Origin of the sequence: Streptomyces sp., from assembly GCF_035563135.1 — a bacterium.
Classification (GTDB): Bacteria; Actinomycetota; Actinomycetes; order Streptomycetales; family Streptomycetaceae; genus Streptomyces.
In genome coordinates this window covers 1-17192 of record NZ_DATMVN010000197.1, presented here as the reverse complement: position 1 = coordinate 17192, position 17192 = coordinate 1, and the positions used below count along the sequence as shown (strand labels likewise).

Annotated in this window: 16 protein-coding genes and 1 pseudogene; 11 read left to right on the top strand and 6 right to left on the bottom strand. The window is 71.2% G+C overall.

Features of this window, described 5'->3' with window-relative positions:
• The first annotated feature begins 226 nt into the window (after positions 1–226).
• The gene (locus VN520_RS08690; RefSeq protein ID WP_325746274.1) at positions 227–1024 is read left to right on the top strand and encodes a VOC family protein; all 798 of its coding nucleotides are present in this window, start codon (positions 227–229) and stop codon (positions 1022–1024) included.
• A 118-nt stretch (positions 1025–1142) separates the two neighbouring features.
• Positions 1143–1412 carry a WhiB family transcriptional regulator gene (locus VN520_RS08685; protein ID WP_325746273.1) on the top strand — a complete coding sequence of 90 codons (270 nt, stop codon included), beginning with the start codon at positions 1143–1145 and terminating at the stop codon, positions 1410–1412.
• A gap of 223 nt (positions 1413–1635) precedes the next feature.
• Here VN520_RS08685 and VN520_RS08680 read toward each other — a convergent pair whose 3' ends face one another.
• The 3 genes and pseudogenes from VN520_RS08680 to VN520_RS08670 all read right to left on the bottom strand — a co-directional run bounded on the left by VN520_RS08680 (position 1636) and on the right by VN520_RS08670 (position 3780).
• Entirely contained in the window at positions 1636–2613 is a 978-nt protein-coding gene (locus tag VN520_RS08680; protein ID WP_325746272.1) for an acyl-ACP desaturase, read from the bottom strand.
• A 322-nt stretch (positions 2614–2935) separates the two neighbouring features.
• A pseudogene (locus VN520_RS08675) lies at positions 2936–3289 on the bottom strand (ABC transporter ATP-binding protein); the annotation flags it as partial.
• Positions 3290–3363: 74 nt separating this feature from the next.
• Positions 3364–3780, bottom strand: a complete 417-nt coding sequence (locus tag VN520_RS08670; RefSeq protein ID WP_325746271.1) for an SsgA family sporulation/cell division regulator — start codon at positions 3778–3780, stop codon at positions 3364–3366.
• A gap of 306 nt (positions 3781–4086) precedes the next feature.
• Here VN520_RS08670 and VN520_RS08665 point away from each other — a divergent pair, with 306 nt between their 5' ends.
• Positions 4087–4689, top strand: a complete 603-nt coding sequence (locus VN520_RS08665; RefSeq protein ID WP_325746270.1) for a sugar O-acetyltransferase — start codon at positions 4087–4089, stop codon at positions 4687–4689.
• 50 nt (positions 4690–4739) lie between these two features.
• Here the strand turns inward: VN520_RS08665 and VN520_RS08660 are convergent, their stop codons facing one another.
• Entirely contained in the window at positions 4740–5039 is a 300-nt protein-coding gene (locus VN520_RS08660; protein WP_325746269.1) for a YciI family protein, read from the bottom strand.
• A gap of 37 nt (positions 5040–5076) precedes the next feature.
• Between VN520_RS08660 and VN520_RS08655 the strand changes: the two genes are divergently transcribed.
• Both VN520_RS08655 and mmpA read left to right on the top strand, forming a co-directional pair.
• On the top strand, positions 5077–5754 hold the full coding sequence (locus VN520_RS08655; protein ID WP_414719801.1) for an endonuclease V: 678 nt from the start codon (positions 5077–5079) through the stop codon (positions 5752–5754).
• 83 nt (positions 5755–5837) lie between these two features.
• The gene (gene mmpA, locus VN520_RS08650) at positions 5838–5984 is read left to right on the top strand and encodes a morphogenic membrane protein MmpA (RefSeq protein WP_414719799.1); all 147 of its coding nucleotides are present in this window, start codon (positions 5838–5840) and stop codon (positions 5982–5984) included.
• A 24-nt stretch (positions 5985–6008) separates the two neighbouring features.
• Here the strand turns inward: mmpA and VN520_RS08645 are convergent, their stop codons facing one another.
• Positions 6009–7199 carry a saccharopine dehydrogenase family protein gene (locus tag VN520_RS08645; RefSeq protein WP_325746267.1) on the bottom strand — a complete coding sequence of 397 codons (1191 nt, stop codon included), beginning with the start codon at positions 7197–7199 and terminating at the stop codon, positions 6009–6011.
• A gap of 205 nt (positions 7200–7404) precedes the next feature.
• Here VN520_RS08645 and VN520_RS08640 point away from each other — a divergent pair, with 205 nt between their 5' ends.
• The 5 genes from VN520_RS08640 to VN520_RS08620 are packed head-to-tail and all read left to right on the top strand — an operon-like array spanning position 7405 to position 14208.
• Positions 7405–8556 (top strand): CaiB/BaiF CoA-transferase family protein, encoded by a 1152-nt coding sequence (locus VN520_RS08640; protein ID WP_325746266.1) that lies wholly within the window; start codon positions 7405–7407, stop codon positions 8554–8556.
• The gene (locus tag VN520_RS08635; RefSeq protein WP_325746265.1) at positions 8556–9590 is read left to right on the top strand and encodes an LLM class F420-dependent oxidoreductase; all 1035 of its coding nucleotides are present in this window, start codon (positions 8556–8558) and stop codon (positions 9588–9590) included. Before VN520_RS08640 ends, VN520_RS08635 begins: the two co-directional genes overlap by 1 nt.
• Before the next feature lies 1 nt (position 9591).
• Entirely contained in the window at positions 9592–10734 is a 1143-nt protein-coding gene (locus tag VN520_RS08630) for an acyl-CoA dehydrogenase family protein (protein WP_325746264.1), read from the top strand.
• A gap of 36 nt (positions 10735–10770) precedes the next feature.
• The gene (locus VN520_RS08625; RefSeq protein WP_325746263.1) at positions 10771–11985 is read left to right on the top strand and encodes an acetyl-CoA C-acetyltransferase; all 1215 of its coding nucleotides are present in this window, start codon (positions 10771–10773) and stop codon (positions 11983–11985) included.
• A 51-nt stretch (positions 11986–12036) separates the two neighbouring features.
• Positions 12037–14208 (top strand): 3-hydroxyacyl-CoA dehydrogenase NAD-binding domain-containing protein, encoded by a 2172-nt coding sequence (locus VN520_RS08620; RefSeq protein WP_325746262.1) that lies wholly within the window; start codon positions 12037–12039, stop codon positions 14206–14208.
• Between the two features lie 21 nt (positions 14209–14229).
• On the opposite strand, the gene VN520_RS08615 is transcribed toward VN520_RS08620, so the two are convergent.
• Positions 14230–14970, bottom strand: a complete 741-nt coding sequence (locus VN520_RS08615; RefSeq protein ID WP_325746261.1) for a MerR family transcriptional regulator — start codon at positions 14968–14970, stop codon at positions 14230–14232.
• Positions 14971–15349: 379 nt separating this feature from the next.
• Between VN520_RS08615 and VN520_RS08610 the strand changes: the two genes are divergently transcribed.
• Entirely contained in the window at positions 15350–17173 is a 1824-nt protein-coding gene (locus tag VN520_RS08610) for an AMP-dependent synthetase/ligase (protein ID WP_325746260.1), read from the top strand.
• Positions 17174–17192: the final 19 nt, after the last annotated feature.

The following is a 17192-nucleotide window of genomic DNA, read 5'->3' as shown; positions in this document are numbered from 1 at the left end:
GGCCCGGCCGGGACGCACGAGCACTGAGGCCGATCCGGCCGGGCGGCGAGCCGTAGCCGCTCCTCCCCGACGACGCGCCGGGCGAGGGCCCCGCCCCGCCCGGCACATCCACGGTGGCACGGCGCGAACTGCGGGTGTCAGTGCCTGGTGCAAGACTCGGAGGAATGCGGCATCTCCCTGTCCTGCGGGACGAGCGGGACCGCGGGACTCGCTGAAGGAGCACACCATGCCCGACCCGGTCTTCGTCACCGGCGCCCCCAACTGGATGGACCTCGGCACCCCGGACACCGACGCGGCCACCACCTTCTACCACGGTCTTTTCGGCTGGGACCTGGTGCCCGGCGGGCCCGGGACCGGTGGCTACGGCACCTACCAGTTGCGGGGCAGGACCGTCGCGGGCGTGATGACCGTGCCGGAGGACCAGGGGAAGCCCGCCTGGTCGGTCTACTTCCAGACCCCCGACGCCGACGCCACCGCGCGGACGGTGGAGAAGGCAGGCGGTACCGCCGCGTTTCCGCCGATGGACGTGCTGGACCACGGGCGCATGGGCGGCTTCACCGACAACAACGGCGCGTACTTCGGCGTCTGGCAGCCGAGGACGAATCCCGGCCTCGGCATGATCCTGGAGACCGGCTCGCTGATCTGGGCCGAGCTGTACACTCCGGACGTCCCCTCGGCAGCCGCCTTCTTCCACACGGTCTTCGGCTGGCAGACGAGCGGGATGAACTTCCCCGGCGGTTCGTACACGCTGGTGCGCCCGGCGGACGGTGACGACGACACCTCCTCCTTCGGGGGCCTCGTCCCCCTCGACCAGGTGCCCGGCGAGGCCGCTGCCGGGCCGCACTGGCTGCCGTACATCGCCGTGGACGACACCGATGCCGTGGTGGCCGCCGCGGAGCGGCTGGGCGGCCGGGTGACCGCGGCCGCCACGGATGTGCCGGAGGTCGGCCGGGTCGCGACCTTCACCGACCCGGCGGGCGCGGCCCTCGCGGTGATCAGGCCCGAGCCGATGTCCCAGGGCTGACCGATGCCCCAGGGCCGACCTGCGCGAAAGGGCCGGCCGGTGCGCAGGGCTCCCGGCCGGCCCGGGTGTTGACCAGTCGTTGATCACTTGTTTATCGCGACCCGGCACTGTGTGCCTCATGCCGATCAACACCATGACCGACGAGCTCGCCTGGCAGGAGACAGCGTTGTGCGCGCAGGCCGGGCCCGAATTCTTCTTCCCGGCGCCGGGCAGCTCCACCCGCGAGGCCAAGCAGCTGTGCAACGCCTGCGAGGGCCGGGTGGCCTGCCTGGAGTACGCACTCACCCATGACGAGCGCTTCGGCGTCTGGGGCGGTCTCTCGGAGAAGGAACGGGACCGGCTGCGCAGAGGCGGCCTGCCCGGCCTGCGCCGGACCGGGGACGGGTGACCCCCGCTCCCGTCAGGCGGACCCGCCAGGCGGACCCGTCAGGTGCTCGCGGCAAGCGGTCCGTCGGGTGATCCGGAAGGTCTCGCCGTACACCTGCCACATCAGACGTTCCGTGAAGCAGCGCGGCCGGCCTGAAACGGAGGGGCGGTGTACGCATCATGCGTACACCGCCCCTGTCCGGGCGGGCCGGGGAGCGGATCCCGAGCCCGCCGTCTCCAGCAGATCAGCCCTGGGCGGCCCGGGCCGCCATCCGGGCCTTGCGGGCCGCCAGCTTCTCGTCGAACTTCGACGCCTCGCTGTCCAGTCCGTTCATGTACAGCCCGAGCTCCTCCTGCGCCTTGAGGCCCTCCGGGCCGAGGCCGTCGATGTCGAGGACCTTCAGGTACCGCAGGACGGGCTGGAGCACGTCGTCGTGGTGGATGCGCATGTTGTAGATCTCGCCGATCGCCATCTGCGCGGCGGCGCGCTCGAAGCCGGGCATGCCGTGTCCGGGCATCCGGAAGTTGACGACGACATCGCGCACGGACTGCATCGTGAGGTCCGGGGCGAGGTCGAAGGCGGCGCCCAGCAGGTTGCGGTAGAAGACCATGTGCAGGTTCTCGTCGGTCGCGATCCGGGCCAGCATCCGGTCGCAGACGGGGTCGCCCGACTGATGACCGGTGTTGCGGTGCGAGACGCGGGTCGCGAGCTCCTGGAAAGCGACATAGGCGACGGAGTGCAGCATGGAGTGGCGGTTGTCGGACTCGAAACCCTCCGCCATGTGCGCCATGCGGAACTGCTCCAGCTTGTCCGGGTCGACGGCGCGCGAGGTGAGCAGGTAGTCGCGCATCACGATGCCGTGCCGGCCCTCCTCCGCGGTCCAGCGGTGCACCCAGGTCCCCCAGGCGCCGTCGCGGCCGAAGAGCGAGGCGATCTCGTGGTGGTAGCTGGGAAGGTTGTCCTCGGTCAGCAGATTCACGACGAGGGCGATGCGCCCGATGTCGGTGACCTTGGACTGGCCGGTCTCCCAGGCCTCGCCGTCCTCGAAGAGACCGGGGAAGTTCCGGCCGTCGGAGAACGGTACGTACTCGTGGGGCATCCAGTCCTTGGCGACCTTGAGATGGCGGTTGAGTTCCTTCTCCACCACCTCTTCCAGTGCGTACAGCAGCTGGGCGTCTGTCCACGCCTTCGAACTGCCGATGTGGGGAGAGGTGATTGTCACGGGGGGCTCCTGGGGACGGGAGAATTACCTACGGCTTCGTAGGTTACGTGACCGTAGGTTAAGGCGGCGGTAAGGGCGCAGCCAAGTCCGGCCCTCGCAGCGCGCGCTCACCCCCTGTTATCGGTGCAGGTCACAGGCGCCTGCCGGAGGGACAAGTCAGGCGTCCTCCCTCTGCTTCCCGGTAGCTGTCCCGGGGTGATCTCCTGGAGTCCTTCCCCGTCCAGCAGCATCCACCGGGTGATCCCCGGCGACTTCAGGGACGGCGTGTCGTGGCTCGCCGCGATCAGCGCTCCCTCGTACGCCTCCAGCGCCGCCGTCAGGTGGCGGACGCCGCGCGCACCATCCGCCCGGCCGCCTCCTGCTCCACGGCCGGCGCCTCCTCGTACGCCGGCAGACTGCCGCCGTACCAGGTGACCGCGCCGTCGCGGAGATCCGCGATCCGGTGCACGCTTTCCAGCGGCTCCCGGCCGTGGCTGACCGCGACCAGCACTCCCGTCCAGGTCTCGACGGCGTCGTACAGCCGCCCGCGGGCGTGCAGACCGAGGTTGCCGGCCGGCTCGTCCAGCAGCAGGACGGAGGGCCGCGCCAGCGGCAGAGCGGCCAGGCGCAGCAGCACGCGCTCGCCACCGGACATCTCACCGACGGTCCGGTCGAGGCCGATATCGGCCGGGCCCACGGCCAGGACGTCACGAGCGGGTCCCGCCGCCACGCAACCGGATCACGGCCGTCCCGCTGCCCGGGAGAGCCCGCTCAGGAGGCCCCGCCCAGCAGAGCGCTCAGATCGCCGTCCAGATCCATGAAGCGGCACTCGTCCCCCACCGGGACCAGCTCCTGCGCCCGTTCGAGGAAACGGCGCAGCTCGGACGTCCGGACGTGCACCATCGCGATGCCTTCGACGGCGTGGAACTCCAGCACCGTGCGGTCGTACCCGAACGGCCGGACCCGGACGTCGCCGGTACCCGCCGGTGCGTCCATGCCCGTGACGAGCAGCTCCCGGGAGAACTCCCAGCAGACCTCGGTGCCTTCGAGGGTCGCCGGAGCAGGGAACGCCATGCGGACGGCGAAAGGGTCCTTGCGGTCGTAGTGCAGAGTGGCCGGCAGGGTCTCCATACGTGGTGCGGACGCGACCATACGCGCCTGGACGGACTGCTCGATGACGCTGGACAAAGACCTGCTCCCTCTCGCCTCGGACGAACGGTTCCCGGCATCGGAGTAGACGACGGAACGCCTCCGTCCGTGCACCGGCGGAGGGCGTGAGCTGCGTCACCGCCTCGCCTCTCATTGATCAACTGCCCCGTTTCGCGCGGGACACCCTGGACGCCCGCCCGCCGGTGGGTTAGCTTCCAGCGCCATGAGGGCCATGTGAGGGCCATGGGGGCCATGGGGGAGGACGAGAAGGCTGCGGGCGCCGGGACTGCGCCGCACAGCTGCCGCCGGTCCGCCCGAGGTACCGGATGAAGGGATCGTTCCGCTGTGACCGACGCGCACAACGAGGAAGTTCTGGCCCGGATCGCCAAGGGGCTCGTCCACACCGAGTCGGAAGCGGCCTTTCTGGCCCCTCGGCGCCGTACGGAACAGGTCTTCGACTACAACCGGACGCCTCCGGGCGAGACGGGGAGACGCCGGTCGCTGCTCGTCGAGATCTTCGGCTCGGTCGGTGAACGTACGGTGCTGCTGCCGCCGTTCCACGCGGCGTTCGGCAGCAACGTCCACATCGGCGACGACTTCTTCGGCAACGTCAACCTGACGTTCGTCGACGACGTGGACATCCGCATAGGCGACGACGTCATGATCGCTCCCGGCGTCACGCTGACCACGACAGGGCACCCGGTGCATCCCTCGCGGCGCGCCGACTTCGGGAGGTTCTCCGAGCCGGTCGTGATCGAGGACAAGGTGTGGATCGGCAGCAACGCGGTGGTCCTGCCCGGCGTCCGCATCGGCTACGGGTCGGTCATCGGCGCGGGCAGCGTGGTCAGCCGCAGCATTCCCCCGATGTCCGTCGCGCTCGGCACACCCTGCCGGGTGGTCCGCCCCATCACCGACGAGGACCTCGCCGAACGCACTGCCGGACACTGAAGTGCGGCCTGCGGGACGCCTGGCCGTGGACCGCCCGCCCGGCGCGGCCCTCAGCCGGGCAGCTGCTGCCGGTACGGTGCGAGCGCGTCCGAGGTCTTCGTCGCGAGGAACTCCGTGATCCGGTAGGCGCACACCCCGTGCGCCGCGAAGGGGTCGGAGGCCGCGATCCGCCCGATCTCGCCGCGGTCGCCGCCCACGGCCAGGATCACACCGCCGTCGCGGGGGTTCTTACGCCCGGAAGCGATGAACACCCCGGCCGCGTACTGCGCGTCCAGCCAGGCGATGTGTTCCGTCATGAGGGCGTCGACGCGCTCGACCGGTGCGGTGTAGGTCAACTCGAGTACGAACATGATCGTCAGGCTACCGGGCTGCCTGGACTGGCCCGTCATGACGACTTTCCCGATGCCCGCCGACGAGGCCGAAGCCCGCGCCGTCCAGGACGCGTTGCGCGCACGGGTGGTGCTGGACGAGCCCGGACCGCCGCCCGGGACCGGCCGGGTCACCGGGGCCGACGTCGCCTACGACGACGAGAGGGATCTCGTCGTCGCGGCGGCCGTCGTCCTGGACGCGGCGACCCCCGAGGCGGTCGCCGAGTCCACCGCCCACGGCCGTGTGACGTCTCCGTACGTCCCCGGGCTGCTCGCCTTCCGCGAGATCCCGGCCGTCCTGGCCGCGCTGGAGGGCCTGCCGGTGGATCCGGGGCTCGTCGTCTGCGACGGTCACGGGCGGGCCCGCCCGCGCGGGTTCGGACTCGCCGGCCATCTCGGCGTACTCACCGGCCTCCCGGTCATCGGCGTCGCGAAGAACCCCTTCACCTTCCGCCACGAGCAGCCCGGACCCCGGCGCGGTGACTCCACCCCGCTGCTGGACGGCGACGAGGAAGTGGGCCGGGCCCTGCGCACGCAGAGCGCCACCAAACCCGTCTTCGTCTCCGTCGGGCACCGCACCGGTCTGGACAACGCGTGCGCCCACACGCTCGCGCCGGCCCGCGACCTCCGTCAGCCGGAGACGACGCGCAGGGCCGACGCCCTGTGCCGGGCCGCTCTCCGGGAAGCGACCGGCTGACCGAGGGCCCGGTCACGGTTCTGTTGCCCACTGAGTACAAATACGGATGTTGTTTGTCGAATATCAGGGGCAGGCTGGTACGCATGATCGACCACCACGCACCTCGGATGAGCACCGGAACCGTACGTCTTTCCCAGCGCGGTGTCGCTGTGGGCATGACCCTCGGCGTCCTCGCGGGCGCCGGCTGGACCGTGTCCATGGTCGTCACGCTGGCGTCCTGGATGACCTGACCGCGGGCGGCCGCCCTCCGGTGATCAGCGCACCGCCGCCACCCGGAAGCGCAGCCCCGCCGCCTGCAGCCGTTCCAGCAGGGCATCTCCCATCGCCACGGCCGTCGTGACCTGACCCGACGTCGCCGGCAGGTCGTCGAGTGCGAGCGCCAGCGCCGCTTCGGCCAGCATCTTCGCCGTCTCGTCGTAGCCGGGGTCGCCGCCCGACACCTCCGTGTACACCCTCCGGCCACCGCCCTCCCCGATGAAGCGGACCGTGAACCAGCTGCGCTTCCTGCGCTGCTCACCGGGGCCCGTGCCCGGCTCGACCCGGGCCGACAGCCAGCGCCGCGCGGTGGGGATCTGGGCGGCTCCCGCCAGCAGGGCCACCGCCGCCGTGCCGCCGAGTGCCACCGGCAGGTGCTTCACCGAGGCGAAGTGCCGGTAGCGGAAGTCGGGGCCGTAGCGCTCCAGTCCCCGGGCCGACCGCTCCACGACGCGGGGGTCCAGGGTCGGCAGCGGCAGGGCCCAGGTGCCGGTCTGCGGGCTGAAGTGCGGTGTGCCCTGCGGGGCGCGGGCCCGGCGGCCCACCAGGCGCGGCTCGTGCAGCCGCCGTTCCCGCGCGGCCCGCACCAGCTGAGGACCGCGGCCCATCGCGGTGAGCGCCGAGGCGAACGTACCGCCGGAGAAGACCGCGTCGGTGCGGACGTAGCCGTCGACCGTCAGCGGGACGCCCTCGGGCAGCTGCTGGACGGTGAACCAGACGCCGAGGTCGTGCGGTACGGAGTCGAAGCCGCAGGCGTGCACGAGGCGGGCGCCGGTCTCCCGGGCCCGGCCGTCGTGCTCCAGGTACATCCGGTCGACGAACTCCGCCTCCCCGGTGAGGTCGGTGTAGTCGGTCCCGGCCTCCGCGCAGGCGGCGACCAGCTTCCCGCCGTACCGGACGTACGGTCCGACCGTCGACGCCACCACGTGCGAGGCCCCGGCGAGTTCGCGCAGGCTGCCGGCGTCGTCCGAGTCGGCCGTCACCAGGGGCAGGTCCGCGCAGTGCGGATGGCGCGCGGCCAGACGCGCGCGCAGCTGTTCCAGCTTGCTGCGGCTGCGGCCCGCCAGGGCCCAGCGGCAGCCCTCGGGAGCGTGTGCGGCGAGATACTCGGCCGTGAGTGCGCCCACAAAGCCGGTGGCTCCGAAAAGGACGACGTCATAAGGGCGTTCTGCCCCGTTCTGCCTGTTCATGCGTGCCTCCGCAGGAGCCGGCGCCGATGTAGCAGGCAGAGGCTAGCGGAGGTGTTCGTGGCGCCGCACGGCCGGGCGGGCTCCGGTGCGGGAGGATCCGGGGGAAAGTGCTAAGCGCTTGCTCGGCCCAAGGGGTTGTGCGGAGCGTGGTCCGTTCTTAACATCATCGATGTTACATCAACTGTGTCACACCGTTGGGGGCTTGATGGCAACGACAGGGCGTGGACCGCAGGGCCCGCTGGCCGGGGTACGCGTCGTCGAACTGGCGGGCATCGGCCCGGGACCGTTCGCCGCGATGCTCCTCGCCGACCTCGGCGCCGATGTGGTGCGCGTGGACCGTCCCGGGGGTTCGGTGATCGGTGTCGAACCCGCCTTCGACCTCACCAACCGCAACAAGCGATCGGTTCTCGTCGACCTGAAGGGCGAGGACGGCGCCGGGCAGGTCCTCGATCTCGTCGAGCGCGCCGACGTCCTGATCGAGGGCTACCGGCCGGGCGTCGCCGAACGCCTCGGCGTGGGCCCCGACGCCTGCCTGGAGCGCAATCCCCGGCTCGTCTACGGCCGGATGACCGGCTGGGGCCAGGACGGGCCGCTGGCCGAGCGGGCAGGACATGACATCGGCTACATCGCCCTCAGCGGCACCCTGTCCATGATCGGGAGATCCGGCGAGCCGCCCACGGTGCCCGCCAATCTGGTCGGCGACTACGCGGGCGGCTCGCTCTACCTCGTCGTCGGCGTGCTCGCCGCCCTCCAGCACGCCCGTACGCCCGAGGGGACCGGACAGGTCGTCGACGCGGCCATCGTGGACGGCGCGGCCCATCTCGCCACGATGATCCACGGCATGCTGGCGGCCGGCGGCTGGCAGGACCGGCGCGGCACCAACCTCCTCGACGGCAGCTGCCCCTTCTACGGCTCCTACGAGACCTCCGACGGCCGGTACATGGCGGTCGGGGCCCTGGAACCGCGCTTCTACGAGGAGTTCACCGAGCTCCTCGGAATCGGGGACGAAGCCCCCGACCGCAACGACTTCGGACGCTGGGAGGAACTGCGCGCTCTCGTCGCCGGCCGCTTCAGCACCCGCACGCGCGCCGAGTGGACCGAGGTCTTCGAGGGGACGGACGCCTGCGTGGCCCCCGTCCTCTCGCTCCGTGAGGCACCCCGCCACCCCCACCTCGCCGCCCGCTCCACCTTCGTGGAGCACGGCGGCCTCACCCAGCCCGCCCCCGCTCCCCGCTTCTCCGCGACCCCCGTCTCCGTACGCAGCGGACCCGCGCTGCCCGGAGCCGACACCGAGGCGGTCGCCGCGGACTGGGAGCTGCCGGGCCTGCTGACCACCGGGAAGGAAACGACCGGCTGATGGAACTCTCCCTGCCGCTGAACTACGCGGGTGACCCCCGTGCCGCCTGTGACGAGGTCGCGGCACTGGAGTCCGCCGGACTCGACGCCGTCTGGGTGGCCGAGGCGTACGGCTTCGACTCGCCCACCGTCATGGGCTACCTCGCCGCCCGCACCGAGCGCCTGAAGATCGGTGCGGCGATCCTCAACGTCTACTCCCGCACCCCCGCCCTCATCGCCCAGACCGGCGCCGGACTCGACGCCGTCTCGGGCGGCCGCGCCCTGCTCGGACTCGGCGCCTCGGGCCCGCAGGTCGTGGAGGGCTGGCACGGCAAGCCCTACGACAAGCCGCTCGGCCGGACCCGCGAGACCGTGGAGCTCTGCCGCCGGATCTGGCGCCGCGAGATCATCGACCACCACGGCATCACCGACATGCCGCTCCCGAAGGAGAAGGGCGGCAAGCTCGGCAAGCCGCTGAAGATCCTCACCAGGCCGGTGCGCGAGACCATCCCCCTCTACGTCGCCTCGCTCGGCCCCGCCAACGTCCGGCTGACCGCGGAGATCGCCGACGGCTGGCTGCCCACCCTCTACATCCCGGAGAAGGCCCAGCAGGTATGGGGCACGGCACTGGCCGAGGGCGCCGCGAAACGCGACCCGGCACTCGGCCCCCTGCAGACCGTCGCGGGTGGCCTGCTGGCCATCGGTGACGACGCGGCCGCCGTCAGGGACCTCGCCCGCCCGCAGATCGCGCTGTACGTCGGAGGCATGGGCGCGCCCGGCAAGAACTTCTACAACGACCTCGCCGTCGCCTACGGCTACGGGAAGGAGGCCGCCACCATCCAGGAGCTCTACCTCTCCGGGAGGAAGAGGGAGGCCGAGGCCGCCGTCCCCGACGAGTTCTGCGAGCTCATGACGCTCTGCGGCCCCGAAGGCTACGTGCGGGACCGCATCGAGGCCTTCCGTGAGGCCGGGGTCACCATGCTCAACGTCACGCCCGTCGGCTCCGAGCCGGCCCGCCTGATCTCCACCGTCAAGAACTGGCTCCAGGGGGCTTGAGATGCAGCGGCAGATCTTCACCGAGGAGCACGACGCGTTCCGCGAGACCGTCCGCACCTTCCTGGCCAAGGAGGTCCTCCCGCACTACGAGCAGTGGGAGAAGGACGGCATCGTCTCGCGCGAGGCCTGGCTCGCGGCCGGCCGGCAGGGGCTGCTCGGCCTCGCCGTCCCCGAGGAGTACGGGGGCGGCGGCAACCCGGACTTCCGCTACAGTGCCGTGCTGGCCGAGGAGTTCACCCGGGCCGGGGTGTCCGGGCTGGCGCTCGGCCTGCACAACGACATCATCGGCCCCTACCTCACCGGCCTCGGCACCGAGGAGCAGAAGCGGCGCTGGCTGCCCGGCTTCTGCAGCGGCCAGATCATCACCGCCATCGCCATGACGGAACCCGGTGCCGGTTCCGACCTCCAGGGCATCCGCACGAGCGCCGAGGACAAGGGCGACCACTGGCTCCTCAACGGCTCGAAGACCTTCATCTCCAACGGCATCCTCGCCGATCTGGTGATCGTCGTCGCGAAGACCTCACCGGAGGGCGGGGCGAAGGGCCTGTCACTGCTCGTCGTCGAGCGCGGCGCCGAAGGCTTCGAACGGGGCCGCAACCTCGACAAGATCGGCCAGAAGTCCCAGGACACCGCCGAGCTGTTCTTCCACGACGTACGCGTCCCCAAGGAGAACCTCCTGGGCGAGCCCGACGGCGCGTTCATCCACCTCATGACCAACCTCGCCCAGGAGCGCATGGGCATAGCGGTCGCCGGCATCGCCGCCGCCGAACACCTGCTGGAGATCACCACCGGGTACGTCAAGGAGCGTGAGGCCTTCGGACGCCCGCTCTCCAAGCTCCAGCACATCCGCTTCGAGATCGCCGAGATGGCCACCGAGTGCGCCGTGACGAGGACCTTCCTCGACCGGTGCATCGTCGACCATTCCGAGGGGACGCTCGACGCCGTCCACGCCTCGATGGCCAAGTGGTGGGCCACCGAACTGCAGAAGCGGGTCGCCGACCGCTGTCTCCAACTCCACGGCGGATACGGCTACATGTCGGAGTATCCGGTCGCCAAGGCCTTCACCGACGGCCGTATCCAGACCATCTACGGCGGGACGACCGAGATCATGAAGGAGATCATCGGCCGCTCGCTGCTCTCCTGACCTCCCGCCCAGCACCGACCCCGAAAGGCAGCCGCCTTGAGTACCGAAGCATTCGTCTACGACGCGATCCGCACCCCGCGCGGCCGTGGCAAGGCCAACGGCGCCCTGCACGGCACCAAGCCGATCGACCTCGTCGTCGGCCTCATCCACGAGATCCGCGACCGGTTCCCCGGCCTCGACCCGGCGGCCGTCGACGACATCGTCCTCGGCGTCGTCAGCCCGCTCGGCGACCAGGGCTCCGACATCGCCCGGATCGCCGCCATCGCCGCCGGGCTCCCGGAATCCGTCGCCGGCGTCCAGGAGAACCGCTTCTGTGCCTCCGGGCTGGAGGCGGTCAACCTGGCTGCGGCCAAGGTGCGTTCGGGCTGGGAGGACCTCGTCCTGGCCGGCGGCGTCGAATCGATGTCGCGGGTGCCCATGGGCTCCGACGGCGGCGCCTGGGCCATGGACCCGATGACCAGCTTCGAGACCGGCTTCGCCCCGCAGGGCATCGGCGCCGACCTCATCGCCACCATCGAGGGCTTCTCACGGCGCGACGTCGACGAGTACGCCGCCCTCTCCCAGGAGCGCGCCGCCACCGCCTGGAAGGAGGAGCGCTTCGCCCGCTCCGTCGTCCCGGTCAGGGACCGCAACGGGCTGCTCGTCCTCGACCACGACGAGCACATGCGCCCCGGCACCACCGCGGACTCGCTCGCCTCCCTCAAGCCCTCGTTCGCCGCGATCGGCGAGATGGGCGGCTTCGACGCCGTGGCCCTCCAGAAGTACCACTGGGTCGAGAAGATCGACCACGTCCACCACGCGGGCAACTCCTCCGGGATCGTGGACGGCGCCGCCCTCGTCGCGATCGGCTCCAAGGAGACCGGCGAGCGCTACGGTCTCACCCCGCGCGCCCGGATCGTCTCGGCCGCCGTGTCCGGCTCCGAGCCGACCATCATGCTCACCGGGCCCGCCCCCGCCACCCGCAAGGCGCTGGCCAAGGCGGGGCTCACCATCGACGACATCGACCTCGTCGAGATCAACGAGGCGTTCGCCGGCGTCGTCCTGCGCTTCGCCCGTGACATGGGCCTGAGCCTCGACAAGGTCAACGTCAACGGCGGCGCCATCGCACTCGGCCACCCGCTCGGCGCGACCGGCGCGATGATCCTCGGCACGCTCATCGACGAACTGGAGCGGCAGGACAAGCGCTACGGCCTCGCCACCCTCTGCGTCGGTGGCGGCATGGGCATCGCCACCGTCGTCGAGCGTCTCTGACCGCCCCGGGCACCCCCGCTTACGGCTTACGGCTTACGGAGAAGACAAGCAATGACCGAGAGCATGACCATCCGCTGGGAGCAGGACGAGACCGGCGTCGTCACCCTCGTACTGGACGACCCCGACCAGTCCGCCAACACGATGAACCAGGGCTTCAAGGAGTCCATCGCCGCCGTCGCCGAGCGCGCGGAGGCCGAGAAGGACTCCATCCGGGGCATCATCTACACCTCCGCCAAGAAGACCTTCTTCGCGGGCGGCGATCTCAAGGACATGATCAGGATCGGTCCCGGGAACGCCCAGGCGGCGTTCGACACCGGAAGGGCCATCAAGGACGCGCTGCGCCGCATCGAGACCCTCGGCAAGCCGGTCGTGGCCGCCATCAACGGCGCGGCGCTCGGCGGCGGTTACGAGATCGCACTCGCCGCCCACCACCGCATCGCCCTGGACGCCCCCGGGTCCCGGATCGGCCTGCCCGAGGTCACCCTCGGCCTGCTGCCCGCCGGCGGCGGGGTCACCCGCACCGTACGGCTGATGGGCGTCGCCGACGCCCTGCTGAAGGTCCTCCTCCAGGGCACCCAGTACACCCCGCGGCGGGCACTGGAGAACGGACTCGTCCACGAGGTCGCCGACACCCGTGAGGAGATGCTCGACAAGGCCCGGGCCTTCATCGACGCCCACCCCGAGTCGCAGCAGCCCTGGGACGTCAAGGGCTACCGGATCCCCGGCGGCACCCCGTCGAACCCGAAGTTCGCGGCCAACCTGCCGGCCTTCCCGGCCAACCTGAAGAAGCAGCTCGCGGGCGCGCCGATGCCCGCGCCGCGCAACATCCTGGCCGCGGCGGTCGAGGGCTCGCAGGTGGACTTCGAGACCGCGCAGACCATCGAGGCGCGCTACTTCACCGAGCTGGTCACCGGCCAGGTCGCGAAGAACATGATCCAGGCGTTCTTCTTCGACCTTCAGGCGGTCAACTCGGGCGCCAGCCGCCCGGCGGGCGTACAGGAGCGCCAGGTCCGCAAGGTCGCCGTCCTGGGCGCCGGGATGATGGGTGCGGGCATCGCCTACTCCTGCGCCCGCGCGGGCATCGACGTCGTCCTCAAGGACGTCTCCACCGAGGCCGCCGCCAAGGGCAAGGCGTACAGCGAGAAACTTCTCGCCAAGGCGCTCTCCAGGGGCCGCACCACCGAGGCGGAGCGGGACGGGCTGCTGGCGCGCATCACTCCGACCGGGGACGCGGCCGACCTCGCGGGCTGCGACGCCGTGATCGAGGCGGTCTTCGAGGACACCGCGCTCAAGCACAAGGTGTTCCAGGAGATCCAGGACATCGTCGCCCCCGACGCGCTGCTCTGCTCCAACACCTCGACGCTGCCCATCACCGTGCTCGCCGAAGGGGTGAGCAGGCCGGTGGACTTCATCGGGCTGCACTTCTTCTCACCCGTCGACAAGATGCCGCTCGTCGAGATCATCAAGGGCGAGAAGACCGGTGACGAGGCCCTGGCACGCGCCTTCGACCTGGTCCGGCGGATCAAGAAGACCCCGATCGTCGTCAACGACTCACGCGGCTTCTTCACTTCACGCGTCATCGGCCACTTCATCAACGAAGGCGTCGCGATGGTCGGCGAGGGTGCCGAGCCCGCGTCGGTCGAACAGGCGGCGGCCCAGGCCGGCTACCCGGCCAAGGTGCTCTCCCTCATGGACGAGCTGACGCTCACCCTGCCCCGCAAGATCCGCAACGAGACCCGGCGCGCCGTCGAGGAAGCGGGCGGCACCTGGGAGCCGCACCCCGCGGACGAGGTCGTCGACCGGATGGTCGACGAGTTCGGGCGGCCCGGGCGCAGCGGGGGAGCGGGCTTCTACGAGTACGGCGAGGACGGCGCGCGGGGAGCCCTGTGGCCGGGCCTGCGCGAGCACTTCACACGGCCGGACACCGAGATCCCGTTCGAGGACATGAAGGAGCGGATGCTCTTCTCCGAAGCCCTGGACAGCGTCCGCTGCCTGGAGGAGAACGTCCTCATGACCGTCGCCGACGCGAACATCGGCTCCATCATGGGCATCGGATTCCCCGCCTGGACCGGTGGCGTGCTCCAGTACATCAACGGCTACGAAGGCGGCCTGCCCGGCTTCGTGGCGCGTGCCCAGCAGCTCGCCGAGCGCTACGGTGACCGCTTCCTGCCCTCCGCGCTCCTGCTGGAGAAGGCGGCCGGGGGCGAGACGTTCCACGACTGACGGCGCCCCCGCGGGCCGTGTTCATCCCTCTTCCTCCCGGGTGAACGCGGCCCGCAGTTCCTCCTTCAACGACCGCTGGAAGGCCGTCAGCAGCGCCTGGAGCACCATCGGCTGCATGTGGGCCGACAGGGACTTCATCGCCTGCACGTGCTCCGGGTCCGACTCCCGCTCCCGGTAGGGGTTCCACACCTCGTCGCGGAACAGCCGGGTCAGCTCGTGGGCGGCCGAGCGGGTGTGCTCCAGCAGCACCGTGCGCGCGGCCAGGATCGTCTCGTGGGCGATGGGCACGTCCAGAAGCTCCACCCCGAGCCGCAGCAGGCCGGGGTCCACGCTGAGAGGCGCCCCGGGTGTCCCGGGGCGCTCCAGCACCCCCATGGCCGCCAGCCGGTCCACGTCCTGCGCGCTGAGGGGCCTGCCCGCCCGCCGCTCCAGCTCGGCGCGCTCCATCTCCTCGGCCGAGTCCGGTGCCCAGGACGCCACCAGGGCGCGGTGGATCGCCAGGTCCTGCGCGCTCAGGTCGGGCGGCAGCTGCTGGAGATAGCGCTCGATGGCGGCCAGCGTCATGCCCTGGTGCTGGAGTTCCTCGATGAGGGCCAGCCGGGACAGGTGGTCGGGACCGTAGTGCCCGACGCGCCGGGGTCCGATCACCGGAGGCGGCAACAGGCCTCTGGTGCTGTAGAAACGCACGGTGCGCACCGTGACCCCCGCGCGCGCCGCCAGTTCGTCGACGGTCAGCGTCGGTTCGTCCGTCCCGGTCGCCATGTCCACTCCTTGTCGCGGGCAGACCCGTACTGAGGGGCCTGGGTAGATCAGGTGCAACAGTATTGCTGTCTCACCACAGTTGTGAAAGTGCCGGGACGGCGTCCGCTTCAGGCTACGGGGACCGCTGCGGCCGTTCGCGCAGGCCGGCCGGGCCGGAACCGGGCGACGCCCTCGACCGGACCGGCGCGGTGCCCGGCGGTCTGCGCGGCTCCGGCAGCCCCGAGGCCCTCCGGGCCCTGCACCGGCGATGTTGTACCAATCAGGTGCAACAGTATTGCTGTCTCACCAGTGGTGTGAAAGTCTCCGGCACCATCGAAGCACGTCATTCCCTCCGGCGCGGGCCCTGTGAGGTCCGGCCGAACGGCGACAGGAGACGGCCGTGACCACGATCCTGCGAGTCCCCACCGAGGCCGACCGGCTCACCCTGCCGGCTCTGCTGGCGCGTAACGCCGAAGACCACGGCGACCTGCCCGCCCTCTCGTGGCGGAGCCCGGAGGGCGGCGACGGATGGACCACCCTCACCTGGCGGGAGGTGCGCCGCGAGACCGCGGTGCTCGCCGCCGGATACGCCGCCCAGGGCGTCACGCGTGGCCGGCAGGTCCTCATGATGATGGGCAACCGCCCCGAACACTGGCTCAGCGACCTGGCCCTCACCCACCTCGGCGCGGTACCGGTCACCGTGTACGGCACCGCCGCCCCCGGGCAGATCGCCCACATCGCCCGGCACAGCGGCGCCCGGCTGGCGGTCGTGGAGGGCGCACGGGAGCGCGAGCGCTGGGAGCCCCTCCTCGCGGACGCCACCGTCCCTCTGGAGGCACTCGTCGTCGTGGAGCCGGCGGGCGCCGGCAGCCACTCCACGTACGCCTCCCTGCACGCGGCCGGCCAGCGGGCGTACGACGAGAAGGAGTTCGAGGCGGTCTGGCGGGCCTCGGGCGCCGACGACCCGCTCACGGTCGTGTACACCTCGGGCACCACCGGCGACCCCAAGGCCGTGCCCCTCACCCACCGCGGCGTGGTCGCCAACGCGCTGGCCCTGGACCGGGTGGTGGAACTGCCGGATCATGTCGCGCACATCTGCTACCTGCCGTTCGCCCACATCGCCGAGCGGATGCTCGGGATCTACCTGCCGGTCTTCCGCGCCTCGCACGTCCATCTCTGCGCGGACGCCGGCGCCGTCGCCGCGACCGCCCGAGCCCTGCATCCCGCCCAGTTCTTCGGCGTCCCCCGGGTGTGGGAGAAGCTCGCCGCTTCCGTCAGGGCCGCGCTCTCCGCCCTGCCCGAGGAGCAGCGGGCCGCGATCGAGGCGGCAGGGGAGACGGCCCGCGAGCACGTGGCCTTCCGCGAGCGGGGCGAGCAGCCGCCCGCGGAGCTGGAGACCGCCTACCGCCGGGCCAAGGAGACGGTCCTGGACCCGGTGCTCTCCCTCGCGGGCTTCGACCGGCTGGTGTGGACGGCCAGCGCCTCCGCGCCCATGCCGCTGGACGTGGTGCGCTTCTGGGCGGGCTTCGGCATCGTCATCATGGACGCCTGGGGACTCACCGAGACCGTCGGTGTGTTCACCACCAACAGCCCGTCCGCCTTCCGCCTCGGCTCGGTGGGGCGTCCGCTGGAGGGTCTGGAGCTCAAGATCGCCGACGACGGCGAGATCCTGGTCCGGGGCGAGACGGTGTTCGCCGGGTACCTGCGGGCCGACGGCACCGTGGAGGGGGCGCTCGACGCGGACGGCTGGTTCCCGACCGGAGACATCGGCCGGATCGACGACGACGGCTATCTCTGGCTCACCGACCGCAAGAAGGAAATGATCATCACCTCGACCGGTAAGAACGTCTCCCCGGCGCTCGTCGAGAACACGCTCAAGGAGCACCCGCTGATCGGACAGGCCCTCGTCCACGGCGACGGGCGTTCCTACCTGGTGGCGCTGCTCGTCCTCGACGCGGAGATGGCACCGGCCTGGGCGGCGGCCCGCGGGATCGACGGCGACCCGGCCACCCACCCCGAGGTGCACGAGGAGATCGCGCGTGCCGTCGAGGCCGCCAACGCCCGGCTGAACCGCACCGAACAGATCAAGCGCTACCGGCTGCTGACACGGGAGTGGGGGCCGGAGACCGGCGAGCTGACTCCTTCCCTGAAGCTGCGCCGGAGGGTGATCCGCGATCAGTACGGCGAGATGCTCGACGCGCTGTACGGGCAGGACGGGACCTGAGCCACCCCCGCCGGAAGCC

Excerpts from the sequence above, each read along its gene's own strand:
- VN520_RS08690 (WP_325746274.1), top strand. The coding sequence starts at position 227 with ATGCCCGACCCGGTCTTCGTCACCGGCGCCCCCAACTGGATGGACCTC.
- VN520_RS08685 (WP_325746273.1), top strand. The coding sequence starts at position 1,143 with ATGCCGATCAACACCATGACCGACGAGCTCGCCTGGCAGGAGACAGCG.
- VN520_RS08660 (WP_325746269.1), bottom strand. The coding sequence starts at position 5,039 with ATGTTCGTACTCGAGTTGACCTACACCGCACCGGTCGAGCGCGTCGAC.
- VN520_RS08655 (WP_414719801.1), top strand. The coding sequence starts at position 5,077 with ATGACGACTTTCCCGATGCCCGCCGACGAGGCCGAAGCCCGCGCCGTC.
- mmpA (WP_414719799.1), top strand. The coding sequence starts at position 5,838 with ATGATCGACCACCACGCACCTCGGATGAGCACCGGAACCGTACGTCTT.
- VN520_RS08645 (WP_325746267.1), bottom strand. The coding sequence starts at position 7,199 with ATGAACAGGCAGAACGGGGCAGAACGCCCTTATGACGTCGTCCTTTTC.
- VN520_RS08640 (WP_325746266.1), top strand. The coding sequence starts at position 7,405 with ATGGCAACGACAGGGCGTGGACCGCAGGGCCCGCTGGCCGGGGTACGC.
- VN520_RS08635 (WP_325746265.1), top strand. The coding sequence starts at position 8,556 with ATGGAACTCTCCCTGCCGCTGAACTACGCGGGTGACCCCCGTGCCGCC.
- VN520_RS08630 (WP_325746264.1), top strand. The coding sequence starts at position 9,592 with ATGCAGCGGCAGATCTTCACCGAGGAGCACGACGCGTTCCGCGAGACC.
- VN520_RS08620 (WP_325746262.1), top strand. The coding sequence starts at position 12,037 with ATGACCGAGAGCATGACCATCCGCTGGGAGCAGGACGAGACCGGCGTC.
- VN520_RS08615 (WP_325746261.1), bottom strand. The coding sequence starts at position 14,970 with ATGGCGACCGGGACGGACGAACCGACGCTGACCGTCGACGAACTGGCG.